General features: G+C 53.3%; 12 protein-coding genes. 4 read left to right on the forward strand and 8 right to left on the reverse strand.

What is annotated here, in order from left to right; all coding sequences use genetic code 11:
- Positions 1 to 5: 5 nt before the first annotated feature.
- From LUQ43_RS02695 to LUQ43_RS02705, 3 genes are all read right to left on the reverse strand, one after another.
- The gene (locus LUQ43_RS02695; RefSeq protein ID WP_299963543.1) at positions 6 to 1,307 is read right to left on the reverse strand and encodes a hypothetical protein; all 1,302 of its coding nucleotides are present in this window, start codon (positions 1,305 to 1,307) and stop codon (positions 6 to 8) included.
- Positions 1,308 to 1,536: 229 nt separating this feature from the next.
- The gene (locus LUQ43_RS02700; protein ID WP_299963545.1) at positions 1,537 to 1,755 is read right to left on the reverse strand and encodes a helix-turn-helix transcriptional regulator; all 219 of its coding nucleotides are present in this window, start codon (positions 1,753 to 1,755) and stop codon (positions 1,537 to 1,539) included.
- A complete protein-coding gene (locus LUQ43_RS02705) occupies positions 1,745 to 2,191 on the reverse strand; it encodes a DUF2178 domain-containing protein (RefSeq protein WP_299963547.1) in 447 nt (148 codons plus the stop codon). Before LUQ43_RS02705 ends, LUQ43_RS02700 begins: the two co-directional genes overlap by 11 nt.
- Positions 2,192 to 2,367: 176 nt before the next feature.
- Between LUQ43_RS02705 and LUQ43_RS02710 the strand changes: the two genes are divergently transcribed.
- Positions 2,368 to 4,293, forward strand: a complete 1,926-nt coding sequence (locus LUQ43_RS02710; protein WP_299963549.1) for an agmatine deiminase family protein — start codon at positions 2,368 to 2,370, stop codon at positions 4,291 to 4,293.
- A gap of 86 nt (positions 4,294 to 4,379) precedes the next feature.
- Here LUQ43_RS02710 and LUQ43_RS02715 read toward each other — a convergent pair whose 3' ends face one another.
- Positions 4,380 to 5,345 carry a cation transporter gene (locus tag LUQ43_RS02715; RefSeq protein WP_299963551.1) on the reverse strand — a complete coding sequence of 322 codons (966 nt, stop codon included), beginning with the start codon at positions 5,343 to 5,345 and terminating at the stop codon, positions 4,380 to 4,382.
- Positions 5,346 to 5,512: 167 nt separating this feature from the next.
- Here LUQ43_RS02715 and LUQ43_RS02720 point away from each other — a divergent pair, with 167 nt between their 5' ends.
- The gene (locus tag LUQ43_RS02720) at positions 5,513 to 6,112 is read left to right on the forward strand and encodes a hypothetical protein (RefSeq protein ID WP_299963553.1); all 600 of its coding nucleotides are present in this window, start codon (positions 5,513 to 5,515) and stop codon (positions 6,110 to 6,112) included.
- A 62-nt stretch (positions 6,113 to 6,174) separates the two neighbouring features.
- Here the strand turns inward: LUQ43_RS02720 and LUQ43_RS02725 are convergent, their stop codons facing one another.
- On the reverse strand, positions 6,175 to 8,307 hold the full coding sequence (locus tag LUQ43_RS02725) for a SpoIIE family protein phosphatase (protein WP_299963555.1): 2,133 nt from the start codon (positions 8,305 to 8,307) through the stop codon (positions 6,175 to 6,177).
- A gap of 186 nt (positions 8,308 to 8,493) precedes the next feature.
- Here LUQ43_RS02725 and LUQ43_RS02730 point away from each other — a divergent pair, with 186 nt between their 5' ends.
- Both LUQ43_RS02730 and LUQ43_RS02735 read left to right on the forward strand, forming a co-directional pair.
- The gene (locus tag LUQ43_RS02730; RefSeq protein ID WP_299963557.1) at positions 8,494 to 9,213 is read left to right on the forward strand and encodes a hypothetical protein; all 720 of its coding nucleotides are present in this window, start codon (positions 8,494 to 8,496) and stop codon (positions 9,211 to 9,213) included.
- Between the two features lie 941 nt (positions 9,214 to 10,154).
- Positions 10,155 to 10,733 (forward strand): hypothetical protein, encoded by a 579-nt coding sequence (locus LUQ43_RS02735; protein WP_299963559.1) that lies wholly within the window; start codon positions 10,155 to 10,157, stop codon positions 10,731 to 10,733.
- A gap of 527 nt (positions 10,734 to 11,260) precedes the next feature.
- Here LUQ43_RS02735 and LUQ43_RS02740 read toward each other — a convergent pair.
- From LUQ43_RS02740 to LUQ43_RS02750, 3 genes are all read right to left on the reverse strand, one after another.
- Positions 11,261 to 12,331, reverse strand: a complete 1,071-nt coding sequence (locus tag LUQ43_RS02740) for an AI-2E family transporter (RefSeq protein WP_299963561.1) — start codon at positions 12,329 to 12,331, stop codon at positions 11,261 to 11,263.
- 413 nt (positions 12,332 to 12,744) lie between these two features.
- Positions 12,745 to 13,677: a response regulator gene (locus LUQ43_RS02745; protein WP_299963563.1), complete on the reverse strand. Its 933-nt coding sequence runs from the start codon at positions 13,675 to 13,677 to the stop codon at positions 12,745 to 12,747.
- A gap of 104 nt (positions 13,678 to 13,781) precedes the next feature.
- Complete coding sequence (locus LUQ43_RS02750; protein WP_299963565.1) at positions 13,782 to 18,422, reverse strand: PAS domain S-box protein; 4,641 nt, start codon at positions 18,420 to 18,422, stop codon at positions 13,782 to 13,784.
- Positions 18,423 to 18,462: the final 40 nt, after the last annotated feature.

Here is an 18,462-nt window from a genome sequence, read left to right on the forward strand (position 1 = left end):
GTTCATTACTCCTGCTGTTCGCTGTCGTCATCCTCGTCAGGCAGGGGGTCCTTGCGGAACTTGTTTGTCAGGCGTCTGAAGAGGCCCTTTCTCCATGCATACAGGAGGATGATAATTACCACGAGAATGATAACGATCTCAGTCACCGGGATCTGGCTGAAGCCGGATCCGAACGACCCGAACATTCCCCGTCGCTGGCTGCCGGCTGCACCCGCTGATGCACCGTTCCCCCCTGATGAGCCGGGTAAGGCCAGACTGTTATCCGCAGCGATGCTGGTTGTTTCGGTGAACGTGTTTCCATTCTCATCCTTATACTCAACAATAAGGGGGACTGCGCCATTACCCGTTGTGGTGTAGGTCACTTCGAAACTGGAGAAATCGTCCGGTTCAAGGTTGCCAATTGCGTACACGGGGTTCGGATCGACAGGTGTTGCCGGGCTCCCCACCGTGACAAGGACCGACTTGGCATCGACAAGCCCGTTATTGGTCACATCCCCTTTCAGGGTCCGTGTCATCCCGGAACTGGAACTCTCGATGTTGTTGACAACAATCTCTGCTTTGGTCTTATCTGTCCCGATATCCAGAGGAAGGACAAGGCTGGTACTGTGCTTGTTATCCCCGTTCTCGTACGTGATATTGAACACAGCATCGGTCTTTTGGTACGGAGTTATCTGGAATGGTACTTCGACAGAACCGCCGGCAGGAATGGTGCCGACATATTTTTCCTCCGGGGAGATGTCAATGTTGGATCCCGATGCCCTGACCCGTACCCTGGAGATCTCTCCATCTCGTGGATTGACAATACTTACATTGACGGTATCTTTTTTGGAGAGGGCGAAGGTATCCGGCTCCTTTGAGATGCTGGCCTGCACGTCGTCGGAATCAACCTTCAGAGTCAGTGTCGAATGGATGCTGTTTCCATAAACCTGGGGGGAGATCGTGAACAAGGGGAAATAGGTGCCATCAGGAGGGTCGACGGTGACAACAAACGAAAAGTCCGTCGTTGCTCCGGGTCCGATTGTTGTCCGCGTATTGAATACATTCGTGTTAACAACATGGACATTGGGATCGATCAGATCCGGTGTCGCGACAACCACGGACGCATTTGCCCCGTTGGTGACGTGAACCGTAATGGTTCCGGTCTCGTACGGATAGAACACTTCGGGAGTTATTTCATACCCTGATACATAAACGAGGGCGGCGGCATCCTGTGCGTTTGTTGCAGTAACGGTATTTCCCGCTGCATATACAGAAGTAATTCCTATGAGCACCAGGAAGATGCCCAGCATGACTGATAATCGCTTCATAAATACTCCATGAATGAGGTATAAGATTCCTGAATCCGTGGTATCGGATGACTGCGGTTCAGGACTATCTTTTACGTGCTCACAAATTGTAAAATATGTTTAACATTTTGTTATATTATATCTTTGCCAGACCCGTTCCGAGGGGAAACCATGGATAAGATGGAATACAGAGCACCCTCGCATGTATGCATGAACGCGCAAACAGGTATGATAAAAGAGGTGAAGGGTATTATCTGTCGTCAACCGTTTTTGTCTCGCTGTCGTAGGTGAACACCTCTTCGATATTCACCTTGAAGAACTGTGATATCCGGAAGGCAAGATCCAGGGACGGGACGTACTTGCCCTTCTCGATGGCAAGGATCGTCTGTCGCGTGACCCCGATGGCCTGCGCCAGATCCTCCTGTGTCATGTCGTACATTGCACGGAATACCTTGATCTTATTCTTCATCGGTCTCCCAATCCCCATATTTTCGGGCATAGTATATCCTGAATCCAACGTACAGGAAGATCATAAGACAGAGGAGCCCGAGCTGGAAGTACCCCATCATCTTCGGGGTGAACCCTTCCGGGGCGTGCGAGAGATCCACATCCTTTGGGAATTGTGGCACATAGAGGATCTTCATGACTGCCCCGACTGAGAATGCACACACCACAACCAGGAAAACCTGAAATGTCCGCAGGACTGCCTGCTCGGTGATCTTTGCGCTCCGTTCATCGTCAATGAGGTCGGTCACGCGTCTTCGGGCAAGATATGCAACCGCAATGCCAATGATAAAGGTGATCTCGACGAAAAAAGGCCGGTGGATCTCAACAGAATACCAGAAGATCGCCAGAAGGATAACGGCGATACAGCCGCACAAGAGATAAAAGGTATTTTTTTTCATGCCGCCTCTTGTTATTGCAATTATCCATTGACGGTAATAAAGGTGACTGCACCTGCAATACAGGGATGTGTACCCGTTTTTCCCGCAATCGGACGCGACCGGTGGTTGCATCCCGACAGGATGGTGAACAGATATCCTGATATCTGATCAGGAAAAATCCATACAGCACGAGGTGTATGGATCTGGGAGACGTAGCGGTAGGGCTTATCCAGATGGCGATGGGTCCCGATCCAGACGAGAATATCAAAAAGGCATGCCGTAATGCAGAGGCCGCTGCCCGCGATGGTGCGCAGATCATCTGCCTTCCTGAACTCTATTATACCCGGTATTTTCCGCAGCATCCGGGAACGGATGCATCGCCGCTTGCCGAGAGTATCCCGGGACGGTCGACCGGTATCTTCTCTGCCTTTGCCCGTGAACACCAGGTTGTCATCATCGTTCCGGTCTTTGAACGGGCAGCCGACGGGAAGTATTACAACGCGGCGGTGGTCATTGACGCGGATGGAAGCATATCAGAGCCGTACCGGAAAGTCCATATCCCGCAGGATCCGGGTTTCTTTGAGAAGGGCTATTTCTATCCGGGAAATGGTTACAGGGTCTTTTCCACACGCTACGGGCGCATCGCGGTCCTGATCTGCTTTGACCAGTGGTTCCCAGAGGCCGCACGGTGCGTAGCCCTTGACGGCGCAGAGATCCTCTTCTACCCTACGGCCATCGGACACCCGGGACCAGTCGAACCGGAAGAAGGCAACTGGCAGGATGCATGGGAACTGATCCAGCGGAGCCATGCCATTGCAAACAGTGTCCATGTCGCAGCGGTGAACCGGGCGGGAACCGAGGGAACTACCCGTTTCTTCGGGGGATCGTTTGTTGCGGATGCGTTCGGCAAGGTGCTGGCACGGGCCGGTGATGGCGAGGAGACCCTGATTGTCAAGGTTGACCTGTCCATGAACGCTGACGTGCAGGACTTCTGGGGATTCTTCCGGAACCGTCGCCCGGAAACCTATTCCCGTATTGGCGTTCCGTTCCCGGGCAACAATGGGATCTTTCCGGATCTCCGCCAGGGTGACACCCCCCGCAACCGGGGATTCCACATGCCGGCGGAATGGGAGCCGCACGAGGCCGTCTGGATCTCATGGCCCAATAATGCCCGGACCTTCCCGGATATTCCCGGGGTTGAGCAGGCATATTACGCGTTCATAGAGCACATTCACACCTCCGAACACGTGGAGGTCTTTGTCCCCAGTGCGGTCATCCACCGCAAGGTGCGATCAAAACTGCGGGAGATGGGCGTTGATCTCGAACGGGTGACGCTTCACACCAATGAGTATTCCGATGTCTGGATCAGGGACTATGGCCCGACGTTCGTAGTCAGTCGTGCCCTCAAGAAGATTGCCATGGTGCGCTGGAATTTCAATGCATGGGGCAACAAGTATGAAGACCAGCTCCGTGATGGGAAGATCCCCGCAATGATGAACCGCCGGCTCAATATGCCGATGTTCGAGCCGGGGATTGTCCTGGAAGGCGGATCGATCGATACCAATGGCAGGGGAACGGTGCTGACGACCCGGGCCTGCCTCCTCAATCCCAACCGCAACCCCGACCTGTCCGCTGACGAGATTGAGGAACGGCTTCGTGAATATCTCGGGATTGAAAAGGTCATATGGCTGAATGACGGGGTGGTAGGTGATGATACCGACGGGCATGTCGATGACATTGCCCGTTTTGTCGGCCCCTCGACGGTTGTATGTGGCTACGAGAGCGATATTACGGATGCCAATTACTCCGCCCTTCATGACAATTACGAGATCCTCCGCCAGTCAGCCGATCAGGAGGGGAAGCCCCTTACGGTGGTGAAGCTGCCGATGCCCGGGAAAGTCGTGGATAATGACGGGGAACGCTACCCGGCCAGTTACACGAACTTCTATATCGGCAATACTATTGTCATCGTCCCGGTCTTTTCCGATCCCAACGATAGTGTTGCCCTGGAGATCCTGGAGGGGCTCTTCCCCGGTCGTACGGTTGTCGGCATCAATGCCCGGGCACTGGTCGAGGGATATGGCACCTTCCACTGCGCCACCCAGCAGCAGCCTCGCCTGTAATCTGTGTCGTGCCTGCCGAGAAAATTCTTGTTTTATTGAGATCACTGCTGTGCTGACATTGCGACACAGCCCCTGAAAAGAGGATCTCAATTCCCTTTTGCGGGTGATGCAGGGGTGTGGGGAGTTTCCCCCCTTACAGGATGATCTGTCGGGACAATACTGACAGAACTTTTGGGAATTGTCTGCTCAAGGGATGCCTTGATCCGGTTGATGCTCTCCTGGACTTCAGACATCTTCCGGTTCCCCTCGAATTCGAGGAAGATCTCGATGTACACGTTGGCGCCGGACCTGCGTGAACGCACACCGTAGAGGGCAGTATAATCATCAAAGAACTCAGCAAGATGGCAGACGATCACCATCTGGAGTTCCTCGTCGAGTGTTTTATCGAGAAGATCCGGGAGGGATGTGGTGATGACCCGGTATCCCGACGTGAGCAGGAAACCGGCGATGACAAAGGATGCGAGCGGATCGATATACAGGGACCAGGCATAGTGGGAGAAGGCAAGCGTTGCTATCAGGGAAAGAAGGACCGAGAGATCGGAGAATGCCTTGGTCCGGAAGAGCCGCCACTGGGAGTCGATGATCGGTGATGGCGATTTCTGGAACAACCGGTAATTCTTCCTCCACAGCCAGCTGTTCATGCAGACCCCGATCGTCATGAGCACGACACCGAGGTATGCCCCCTCCAGAACCAGTTCCTCCGGAGTGACGAGCTTGTTGATCGCAACAAAAAAGACCAGTGCCAGGGAGATGAACATCACGCCACCTGTGACGATGGACGTGATGGTCTCGAATTTTCCCAGACCGTAATCATAGGCCCCGCACCCTCCTTTTGCCATTTTGCGCAGCGTGAGGTATGCAAAGAAGGTTGCCAGAATCTCGTTGGCACATTTCAGTGCATCTGCGAAAAGAACAATGGACCCTGAGAGCATTGCCGCAGCGATATCGGGAATCCAGAGAACAAAATCGACGATCAGGCTGGTGAGGACCGTCTGCTGCTTTGTGGCAATGGATACTCCGCAACTATCGTCTGCCGGACCTGCATGAGACATTGAGTGGTATATTCTCGGCATTTTCAGATAAAAACCGCTGTTTTGTATCTGCCGTATCAGTCCTGCCAGGGTGCGGTGAAATGCATTTATGGAAAAACCACCAAAATGTATTACTTCAGCCGGTTTTCCCGTATCCGGCTACCCCGACGACACATAAGGGATCTATTATGGATTGCTCATCTGCTGACAATTTACCGCACCTCCTTGAGGTGTTTGAACAGTCGATCGAGATTACTGCCCGGCATATGAACAATGCTGATACCTCCGGCACCTGGTGCGCCAGCGCTCCGTATTACGAGAAGTGTCGTGTCCAGAAATCCCTTGCCTCATCCCGCGGAACGGATTCCGATCAGGAATACTTCCTGCGGGAATATGACCGGATTGTCGGGAATCTCGGGTCATTTACCAGCCATGCCGGGAGGGAGTACCGCGATCGCCTGTTCTCGGAGCTCAGGCAGTGTGTGCATGCATACCATGCATCAGTCTGTCTCGGGCACTTCGGCCACACCGGGCCGGGTTCCTCCGGAGATCCCCTGTGGCGCGATCTCATCGGGGAATTATGCGGGGTACTGCAGGATCAGTACGATCTCACCGACATCAATGCGCTTATCGCCCTGGTGGATGAGAACAATCCCGACGTTCTCGTTTCCGCACCGGAAGATCTTCCGGAACCCACGCCGGAATGGAGAACCTGTCACTGCCACGCTCACCCTGGCGGGAACGGTCACCCGACACGAAGAAAAAGCGGATCCATTGGTCCGGAATAGTCCCGTACCATGAACCAGGAATAACGAAATTTTTCAGCTACCTACACAACGATCCGTGTCGATCAGCGAACCCTGATCACGATGAACGTGATGTCGTCGGACTGCGGTGCGGTGCCGCAGAACTGTCGTATATCCTCAAGGAGCAGGTCCCTGATCTCCTGTATGGGGCGGGACTGGTTCCTGTACATCGAGGCAATCAGCCGCTCTTCTCCGAAATATTCATCGTGCTCGTTGAACGCTTCGGTCACGCCGTCCGTATACATAATGATGAGATCACCCTGTTCAACCGTGATGGTGGTGACAGGAATGTTGACATCCTCGACAACGCCAAGGGCAATACCCTTCTTCCCCTCAAGCAGAGTTGTTTCTGGCGGGTTGCCCCGGATCAGCAGGGGGGGATTGTGGCCGGCGTTCACGTACGTGAGCAGCATCTTTTCCGGGTCAAGGACTGCATAGAATGTCGTGATGAACATGCTTGACCTGCCATCCTCGTAGATCTGCCGGTTGGCCTGTCGGATGGCAGCCTGCGGACTCTCCTGCCCGCCGCCGCTCGCATGGAGCAGGGTCCGGCAGAGTGCCATGTACAGCGCAGCACTTACCCCTTTGCCGGACACGTCGGCGATAACAAAACCCCACTTCCCTCCGGTTACCGGTATGAAATCATAGAGATCGCCTCCGATCTCCATGGCCGGGAGGGTGATGGCACTGATCTCGAACCCGGGGATGACCGGCATGGATTCCGGCAGGAATGTCACCTGGATCTCCTTGGCGATCTCCATCTCCTTGGTATACCGCTCCTTCTCGGCCGTCGTGCGTTTGAGGTCATCGATATTCTTTTGCAGGTCTGCGGCCATATGGTTGAAGGAGTTTCCCAGATCCTCGAATTCATCGCCGGTATGGAGGGAAACCCGGTGCGAGAGATCCCCCTCGCCGAGTGCAAGGGTCGCGCTCTTGAGGGTGTCCACCGGACGGGTGATGATCCGTGACAGGTACGTGGCAAGGGCAATGACTGTCAGGATAAGGATGCAGAAGAGTGCCGAGAAGATGATAAGGATACGGTCAGTCCGCTGGTTGATGCTGGTCTCGGCATCCCTGGTTGATACCAGGATCTTTTTCTGGGTCTTTTCAACCGGTGCCGTGATCTCGTCCACGGGCATAGATACGGCAAAACTCCAGTTCAGAGATTTGACCGGGGCATATGCGACAAACGATTCCCTGTTGCCAAACGTTATCCTCTCAACCCCGGTCTTGCCGGCGGTCATGTTGTATCCCAGGGCCTGAAGGGCAGGATCCGTGCTTTCAAAGACATTTTCATTGGGGAATGGCTGATCCCATGAAATGTTCCCTGCTGATAATCCCGGGCGACTGATGATATTCCCTTTACTATCGAGAAGAACCGCATATCCTTTGCCGCTTAACGATCTGTTCAGGAACGCGGAATTGATCTCATCGACAGTCACATCGGTTGCGATAACCCATGTGCCCGAGGGAGTTGTCACGGCTTTCGATGAAGTCACGACAAGACCGTTGTCCGTGACATCCACATAGGGATCGGACCAGTACACCCCATCGGTTTTCTTGGCTCCGGTAAACCAGGCTCGTTCGCGAGGATCAAAACTGGTATTTGTCAGGGGTTGCCAGGGATAGGTGCGCAGAATACCGGAGTCCGTGGCAATGTACAGGGAACTCAGGTTACCGTCAGCGTCAAAGGTACCTTTGAGGAGATCGTCCATGCCGGCAGGTCTCCTGAACTCTTCAGAATCCGGGGAGATCGTGATCCCGGGAGCCAGGTAATACAGGGTAGCCGCAAACGGATCGCCAGGGGGATTGTTGCTGTCATAAGCATGTATGATCGGGCGGACGGGTGGATTTGCCTGCAGGGTGGATGCCTGTACTGCAAGAATCTCAAGTTCAGTGTCCGTATCTTCGAACAGGACATTGGTGATCTCAGCCTGGTCCGATGCAATCCGGAGGAGGTTATCCTGAGCGGATTCCACGAGAGCTGCCGTGGACTCATCAAGGGCTTCCGTCCCCAGAACAAGGCTGCTGGTCTCTGCTGATCGCGAAATATCGCCAATCGTCCAGAATGCGACATACCCGGTGATAATCAGGGAGACAAGGGCAAGGGCAAGGAACAGGATGAGAATCTTAGCCCTGACATTGAGATTGGGCAGCGGGGAAAACCGAAGGCTCATGGGAAATCACGGATGGGATAAGTACCTGCAACCGGGTGGGGTATCGACAGGTGTCGGACTGGAGCAGGGTCAGGTACCTTCCATTTCATCCCCGGACTTATTAAACCATCAGCAAGGGATTACCGTCTCCCCGGGATGGAATCCGGATCGTTACGTTTATTGGTTTCCTGATCGATGAAACAGGTAATGACCGTTCCCCGGGCTTTTTCAAAACTATGTCTCCTCGTGCTGGCAGCAGTGATCATTATTCCGTGCGTATCGGCATGGACGTTCGGAAGCTGGACGGATAGTACCCGCCAGTCTGCCCTTACGCCCGGGACGGCTGTTGATATCAATTACGTTCTCAGTTTCAGCTCGTATGATACCGGCAAAACATTCGATTCGGACAACTCCCTGGTGATGTACACGGATCTATCAAATCCTCTCTGGACGGTGACCATGAGTGAGACGGCTGACGAGGACGCCCCGCGCACTTCAACGCTGGCATCAAAGAGCAGTGCACAGGTCCGGCTGGATGGCTGGGATCTCAGTTTCTCGCGTAAACAGTTCACCGTCAATGTCCGGTTGACCGGGGAAGCACCTGCCCTGAACCAGTCCCGTGAAATCACACTTCTCCGCTTGCAGGAGATGGATCCGAATGCCAAGACCGTATCCGGGACACTGACCAAGAAAGTGGCACAGGTAACGGTCCCGACCCCCGAACCTACTGCCGCACCCGCTGTTGAGGAGACCGTAGAAACCATGGAAGAAGTTCCTGTTGAAATCACCCTTGAGCCGCTGACAACGGTTACAACATCAGCCCCGATAAAAAAGCAGACCTATTCCCCGGGCCCCGACCCTGTGTTGATCTGCGGGCTCCTGGCAGGGCTTCTCCTGTTGTCGGGATGGATGCGGCGCAGGAATTAACTTTTTTTGCCGGGTTCTGGCACGGGTATCAGGATCCTGCATCACCGGCGATCCCGATCGGATCCGGGCTGTTCGTTTGGCGAGCTGATGGGTTCCGTTATAATACAGGCCTGGTATCCGGGACCGGTCCGATAAATGCACTAGTGTCCGGACCTGCAGGAGATTCCGGCAGGATGATAAAAAAAGTGATACCGACGACAAGGGGCTCATAGACATTGCAGGAATTATTTTTGCCTGCATGACTACAGCCGGGATACCGGCAGCGGGATTTCTCTTCCGGTTTCTTTCACCTGCTTTTCCTTGTATGAGGGAGAATTAATAATTACTCTGGAAAAACAAGTTTGTAAAGTAATTCTCTCACTATTTTAAATTAAACCTGTAAAAATCAGTCGAATAAGAAAAAGATATGTTTATATATTTGATTAGAGGAATAGAATATATCCAGAGAAAGGAGCGTGAGGTTGCATAATTGGAGGAGCAGGTTCGGTTGAATAATCTGTTGTGATGTCTGTCATCAGATGGCTGACAATCCCCCGGAGATTGATGTACTCCCCGTTAATGGTTGCAGAGATTCAGTAAACGATCATCCGCATAACCACGAGAACACTATGAAAAGAAATCCCTTCGTTACATTCGGACTCATCATTGCCTGTGTCATCAGCATGTCAATGCCGGCGGAATCGGCAGTGAAGTATGCAGAGATCCGGGAAAATACCCCCTCGGCAGCAGAGGGAGAGGCCCCATATTCCAGAGAACCATCATCGTCAGGACCGGGCAACCACTAATCCTGTCACAGGTGACAGGATACGCCTGGTACTGTTCTTCTTTTACTCACGGCTCTGTATCCCTGGTAATATCGCCCATCTGACACCATCATCCATCTGACCCTCATTGTATCAGAATTCGCCGGGTTTATTATCGCCGGAAGCGATGGTTATGTTATGACATTCAGATACGCCCTGATTGCGATCTGTATAGCGGCACTGGTCACGGCAGGGTGTACTGCCCCGGCCTCCGTTACTCCGGTATCCCGGACGATTCCGACAGAATCTGCTGTGGTTACCACCGTACCGGCGGCAGACGGAACCACCTCCGGATGTGCACCCGATGTCTGCACCTTTGTCCCGTCCCTGATTTCAAATGACCGTAACACGTCCCTGCGGCTCGAAGCATCGCCACAGCGCTACTCTCCGCTGATGTCCTCAACACCCGGAATCCTGCTCGTTCCTCATGCCACTGGCTTCAATGTATCATTGGCAGCGATTACGTGGAATACCAGTTACGGAAAGTTCCTGTCATGGAATCCTCCGGATTATACCGTGAACCAGCGTGAGTCTACGGTTACCGGATACAGTGGGACGCTCTACTGGACCTTCATCGATAAACCCGCATCCCCTGTGGAACCGGTTGTCATTACTGCCAGGGCAGAAGATCCGGCAACGGGTGCCCTGCTGGGATCATCAATAGTCACCCTCGCATGGGATGGCGATTATGCCGTGACCGTGCAGGATATCCGGTAACTCTTCTTTCAAATCAAAGCGATGGGGGGTATGCCGGATACCCCCCACCCCCCAATCAACAGGAAACACGGGTATTTACTACGGCACTCTCTCCTATCTCCGACCGCATATTCGCTCAATGGCCGGCCATTTTCAGCTTTTCGGCATCATCCGTCCCAGCATGATGGGGGTCTGATCTGACCAAAAACAAAATGGGAGGGGGGGTCATCCCCATCTAAAAAAAATCTGGTTGGGGGGGTTCCGGCATACCCCCCTCCTCAAAAATGGGATGTACGCAGTATTGCACACGTGATCCATCACGATTTTACCTGGACTCTCTGACGAGAGGTCCTGTATAGCAGCCCACTCAAATCTGATCGGGGGAGGTCTGATCCGGCCGGAGGGGGGGAGGGGTATGCCGGATACCTCCCCCCCATGGGGGTGGGGGGGTCTGATCGATTTGAAAATAAAATGGAGGGGGGGTATGCGGGATACCCCCCTCGATCTGGCATAATAATCGTACCTGAAAAACCTGACCTGAAAAAAAATCAGGGGATGGGTTTAGTATCGCTTTTATGCTCTTTTCCTGTTTCGAACAGGTGACTGACCCCCATCATCGCATTGATCCAGCGGAGCTCTTCGCAGGATTCGAAGATGAGCAGGAGGAACAGTGTTAACGGGATCGCAAAGAACATACCCACAATGCCCAGCAGCCAGCCCCAGATAATCACCGAGAGGATCACGATGAGAGCCGGCATCTCGAATTTTTTTGCGGCAAGGAACGAGTACACCGGGTTTTCTACAATGATATTGAGTACACAGACCGCAGCAATGACCGCGAGAGCCCCGGGTATCCCGAACTGGAGCCACGCAAAGAAGATCGCAGGTATTGCGGCGAGGATGAGCCCGAAGTACGGGATATACCCGAGAAGGAATGTCAGGACTCCCCACAGGATCGCCCCATGGACTCCCATGATCCCGAGAAAACCCCCAAACAGGAACCCGTGGATGGCGTTGGTCTCGGTTCTCACCACAATGAAATCAATGACATAGCCGGTCATGCGGCCGAACTTCTCCACGGCATTTGTATCTTTACCATATGAGCGCTCAATCCGGCTGATAATCTTCGGAGTCTCCAGCAGCAGGAAGAACGTTGTAACGGCCACGAAGAAGAGATACATGATCCCTTCGGCAAAACTCCGAACGCCGGAGACCGCGAAGTTCATGAGATCGCCGATATCGATCGAAGGGAAACTGGTTGCGCTGCTGGAAAGTCCCAGCGAGAAGAGGATTCCGGATATATCCGCCAGGCGGGTATTGAGCTCTTTCTGGTATAACGGGATGTCCATGGCAAGTGAGTGAAACGACATCACAGCCAGGAAAACGATTACCAGGATCACCAGACATGCCGTAATGGTAACAACGATCACTGCGAGAAAATCTGATAGCCCTTTGGACTTCAGCCAGTTTACCGCGGGAAGGGTGAGCATGGTGAGGATGATTGCCATCAGGATGAGACTGATGATATAGGTCGTTTCCTTCACCGCGAGGACGATGATAAAGACGAGCGCGATGATCAGCAGGGCGCGCTCGATCCGGTACGGTTCGGAGGTATTCATGGTTACTCTTCTATTAGCGGATAACCATACATACCTTATCATAACTGAATTCTTAAGGATACCCGGCTCCGTGAGAACAATCACACCTTCGCGTATATCCGGACACTGGTCACCGGGGATATTCCGAATGAATCCACGAGGTTAAAAAAGAATATTGTGTCTCCTCCCATGGAGGGATCAGAGGCATGATGAGTGCGGGTGTGCATCCCGCAGTGGACATTTACAGGTGTTCTTGCTGATTGTGTTCCTGGTGTTCTCACATCGTTACTGCAATACCCGTGCGACTTCGCACTGGTATATGTTATCTAAGTTTAACATTTTGTTTTATATGCTTTCTGCTCGAAGCAGAACCTCACTTCACGGCCCTGTGGCCGGAGGAGAGGATTACCCCCGGTTACCGGCATATTGGGAAACTATCCGTATCCCAGGGCGGCACCAAGCAGGTTTGCCGTGATGCGCAGTGCTTCGATCTCGTCAGGAGATCGTGTCCGTTCTGTCAGATCAAAGAACCCGATGAAGCCAAAGAGGTTGTCATGGATAAAGATAGGAAGAATGACCCCGGACTTCACACCAAGCAGGTCCAGAAGGGGACGTTCCTCGTTGGGAATGGTTGACATGAGAGCCGAGATATCTTCTCCTTTTACCAGCAGGTTTTCCCACCGGGACAGTCCCATCGCAGCCCAGGTAAACCGGCTGAGTTCCGGTTTATAACGTGCGGTGTGGTATTCCGGACAGCCCCATTCATAGACCATACTGACGGTATTCGATCCCGTGGTCCCCGGCTGGATCCGGAATATCCCGATGGCCCCGGCATCAAGCGCAAGCCCGACCGGCTCAAGGATGTCCCGGATGTCATTGGCATTGAAATCCCGGATTTGTTCCGGGGACTCTTTCCGGGACACCCGGAGCAGCCATTCCACTGCGGAACTCACGGCAAAGAGGATTGCATCCCGTTTTTTGATCTCACGCTCGATATGGTGCTTATACAACGCCATCTCGATCACGGAATGGAGTTCACGCTCGTCGTAGGGCTTGACCACGTACCCGTATGGCTCGGTCACCTTGGCCCGTTCGAGGAGGGTCTTGTCGGCATAGGCCGTGAGATAAATGACCGGTATATCATAGAGGGCGTGGACCTTCCCCGCGACATCGACCCCGTCCATCTGCCCGGCAAGATGAATATCCATGAGCACGAGATCCGGTTGCGCAGTTTTGATTTTTTCGAGGGCAATTTCTCCGGATTTTGCAGTGCCTGCAGCGGTATACCCCAGGCTGATCAGGGTCTCCCTGATATCGTTTGCAACGATTGCTTCATCTTCAACGATAAATATTGCAGGTCCGGTCATGGGGCATCCTCTCCAGTAGGTTTTCGGTGGAGTGGGATGATAAACATTGTTCCTGCCACGTCTTCGTGATTTTTCAAAAATTCCCCATTTGTCATGTCCAGACCTTATTCCGCCTTCAACGGGATAGTAATCTGGAATTCAGTACCGGATCCCGTTTTACGTTCAATAGTCCCACCCAGTTGATCGACAAGGCTGGTGATAAGGCGCAGTCCGAGCGATTCCGTGTTCTTCCAGTCAAAATCCGGGGGCAGTCCTGTACCGTTATCCCTGACACTGAGGGTAAACGTGTCTCCGTCAGAACGACCTGTGATACGGAGGGTGCCGCTCATGTTGTCGGGGAAAGCATGTTTGAGCGAGTTGGAAATCAGCTCGTTCATGATGAGTCCCAGCGGGATGGCGATATTGATGTCCAGCGGGATTTTCCCGATATCCGTCTCCAGCGATACTCTCCGGTGATCGATCCCGTAAAAGGAGAAGAGCTGGGTGGCGAGGAATCGCGTATACTCGGCGAGATCGATTGAGGAGATATCCTCGGACTGGTAGAGTTTTTCGTGGACCAGCGACATTGCCCGGACCCGGTTCCTGGTCTCTGCCATGGCCTGTTTCATCTTGGGATCGTCCATGGTGCGCATCTGGAGATTGGTCAGGCTGATGATGATCTGGAGATTGTTCTTCACCCGGTGGTGGATCTCCCGCAGGAGGAGCACTTTCTCATCCAGCGATGCCTGGATCGCAGCCTCATCCTGCTTCTGGCGGGTGATATCGTGAGCGGAGACGATGATCCGGTCCGGTGTCGTGCCGGTTCCCTTAATCATCGTGGCATGTACGGATAACGGCGTGGTGTGGCCGTCGGTTCTCCGGATCCGGATAACCTTCTCGGTCCATCCGGTCTCCAGATGTTGGGAGAACGCAGTATAGAGCGTACCGTCATCGACAAGATACCTGAAATACGGCGTCCCTATGAGCTGATCCTTTGGTATTCCGGTCAGCGTTTCACCGGCAGTATTGATGTCAAGGATCTTCCCTTCAAAGTCAAGGATCACCATGAGGTCGGGATTTGCTTCTATTACGGATCGCGTGTAGTCGAGTGCTGCCTGCACGTCTTTCTCTGCCCGCTGGCGCTGGACAACCTCTTCCTGCAGGGCCCGGGTCCGTTCAAGGATGATACTCTCAAGGTTTTCATTGAGCCGGGCAAGTTCCGCTTCGGTCTCCTTAATCCGGGTGATGTCCCGCATGGATTCAATGGCACCGGTAATGGATCCTTTAGCGTCATAAAGTGGCGATGCTACCAGGGACAGCACAGCACTTTTTCCTGACGGCAGGGTCACCTGCGTCTCGGCCATCACCGATGATCCCTCGTGGCGGATATTGCGATAATTCATCCGGGCTGCATCCTGATCCGGATCCTGGACGAGATTGATGAGCGTGGGGCGCCGATTCCCATATTGCCACAGACTGTACTCGAAATCACCCTTTCCCAGCATATCCTCTGCCGGAATCCCACTGATCTGTTCGAGCGCCCGGTTCCATGCCAATACGTTTCCCCGGTGATCGATGACCCACGTGGGGTCTGGCAGGAAACTGATGATATCCGAGAAGAGCTGCCGGGACTCCCGGAGAGATTCTTCCATCCGTTTGCGCTCAGTAATATCCCGGGCCACTCCGAGAACCGCGTAGATATGGCCTGCTGCATCCTTGAGCGGCACGAGGGTTGTATCAATCCACTCTTCCCGTTCGCCGAAATGGATTCTTGCTTCCTGGCGGAGAGAATCTCCCGTATCGAACACGTTTTCAAAGGCAGCATTCTGATCCCCGATTATTTCCGGCGGGAAGAATTCTCCTCTCTGCTTTCCGATAACCTGATCGTACGGAAGGCCCAGTAATTTCAGCGCCGTTGTATTGGCGTACAATATAGTTCCGTTCCTGTCGTTGATGAAGATCTGATCGGGTGATGCTTCGGCAAGCGTGCGATACCGCTCTTCGCTTTGGGTAAGTGCCTCCTTTGCCCGTTTCCGTTCCGTGATGTCCCTGGCGCTTGCCATGGCAACCCGTGTCCCTGCAAGGGAAAAAATGACCGTGCTGACCTCAACCGGAATTATACTGCCATCTTTCCTGCGGTGCTCCGTTTCGAACGTGGCGTGTCCTTTTCCTGCCATCTCTTCTGCAATTGCCGGCATTTTTGCCCTGCCCGCATCCGAAACAATGTCCTGCGGGGCACGCTGGAGGAGTTCATCGCGGGTATACCCCAGCCGATTGCACATTACATCGTTGACCTCGATGAATTTCCCGGGCAATCCCTGTTCTCCAAGGGCATGGAGGTACAGCGCATCGTTGATGTTGTTGAAGAACTGTCTGAACCGCTCCTCACTCTCCTGTAACGCTGCCTCCGCCTGCCTGCGGACCACAATCTGCCACCAGCCCTGCATCAGGAGCTGCAGCTGGCGGACATCCCCTTCGTTATAATCCGCTCCTTTGTTGCCCACGCCGGCAATGGCAACGATATGATCGCCTTCAAAGACCGGTATGTTCATATGCCGGACTAGGGAAACATGACCCTCCGGAGTGCCCCGCTTGAACGGGCTTTCAGCTGCATAATCGTTGGTGACGATCGGTTTTCGCTGACGGACGGCTTCCCCCCACAGTCCGGTCTTTTCCAAGGGATACTCGATAGGTTGATTGATGATCCGGCAGGACTCGTAGGTAGTTTTTGACCAGTACTGCATGGTCATGACAGATTCATCATCATTCATGGTGGCTAAGTACCCGATGGTACTTCCGGTTAGTCGTATCGCATCCTCAACCACGGTGGATATTATCTCCTTTTCTGCCCGCTGGCCCCTCTGGGAGAGCGAGAGCAGGGACTCCATGCGTTGTTTCTCAAGAGTAAGGTCTTCCTCCGCCCGCTTACGCTCGGTGACGTCGGTGAGCAGGTTAAGGGTTGCCGGCCTCCCCTGCCAGAGGATCTGTGCAGCCGAAATGAATACCCATTTCATCCTGCCCCCGGCACCGATGACCCGGAAATCATAGGTCTCGGGGATATCCACACCTGCCATCCGCTTCCGGTAGCGGGTTGTCACAAGATCCCGGTCATCAGGCCAGATAAAATCAACAAACGGTTTTCCTGTCAGTTCATCAGCCGGCACTCCCAGCAGTCTGGACATACTCGGATTGGCAAAGGCAAAGTTCCCGTCCTGCGCAATGATAACCGCTTCATTTGCTTTTTCGATTAAGGTGCGGTACTTTTCCTCGCTCTCCCGCAGGGCAGCATCAGCCATTTTCCGATCATGGATATCGTAGCAGGAGCCGATATAGCCGGAAAATGTTCCATCCTTTGTAAAGAGAGGTTTCCCAAAGTCGAGCAGCCAGTGATAAGTGCCGTCATGGTACCGGAGGCGGTACTCCATCTCGAACGGGGTTCGTGCATTGAAATGATCGAGATAGATCTTCAGAGAACGATCGAGATCATCCGGGTGAACTCCCTCTGCCCACCCGTCCCCAAGCTCCTGGCCGATGGTGCGCCCGGTAAATGCGAGCCAGTTTTTATTGAAGTAATCGCATTTCCCGCTTACATCCGCCCGCCAGACCGGGTTCGGAAAATCATTGAGGATCAGGAGATAAAAATCCCGGGCGTCCCTTACTGTATCCTCAGTATGTTTGTGTTCGGTAATATCATCAAAGACCGCAACGAAATACCCCTTCTCCGGGGAGAATGCCGATATCTTCATCCATGTGTTGAGCGGCTTGAAGTATATCTCGAACGTCTCGGGAATTCCCGTTGCTGCTACCCGCCCGTACGTATCAAAGAGTTCGGGATTCAGTGTACGGATGTCCGGTATCACTTCAAGAACGCGTTTCCCCTCGACATCGTTCAACCCGGTCAACCGTTCAAATGAGCGGTTCACGGTGAGATACATCCAGTCCACCGGCCTGCCATGGTCGTCATAGATCATACGGCAATAAGCCAGTCCCTCAAGCAGATTCTCAAAGAGCGTACGGTATTTTGCCTCACTCTCTTTTAACGCCGTTTCTGCATCCGTGCGTTCCGTGATATCGACACCGATTGCGATATACCGGGGCGACTCTCCAGGGTTCCCGGGCAGATCCCGGGTGTTCCACAGGATAGTCTTATGAGTTCCGTCGTTACGGGTAATGGTAGTCCTGAGGTTCACCAGGTAATTGCGCTGCGCAATGATCTCTGCAATCTTTCCGGTGATCTCTTTTCGGTATTTCTCCTCCGGGTAGAGGAGTTTCCAGATCGTGTTTTTCCCCATTACCGTATCAGCGGGATAACCGCTGATCGTTTCTGCCGCATGGTTCCATTCGCGGATCCTGCCATCCTTATCAAGCACCATCAGCCAGACATTGGCATTCTGGACAATGCCCTGCTGGATGTCTGCAACAGACTTCAGGTTGTCCCCTGTTGTAACAATGTTTTGTGCAAGATATGCGACAAGAACCGCGATGGCGATGAAGACGATAACCTGGATGAGCGCACCTTCTCTGGTGACAGGATTGGCCGGATCATGCATAATGACAAGAGCAAGATACGCCAGGCCCAGCAGGATACAGGGAAGCATACCCTTTTTCCGGTAATGGTATGCGATGAGAACAATGGGGATATAATACAGGTACATGAAAACCGTTGTAATGCCCTGAGAAAGACACCCTGCGGTCAGGGCTATGACGATAACGGCAGATGAAACAATAGCAGCATTCCACCAGGCCTCGGTCACCGGTATCTTCATCGTCATTCCCCTGTCACCGATCCATCGGGATCATCTCCGG

The organism is Methanoregula sp., from assembly GCF_028679125.1.
Taxonomy (GTDB): Archaea; Halobacteriota; Methanomicrobia; order Methanomicrobiales; family Methanospirillaceae; genus Methanoregula.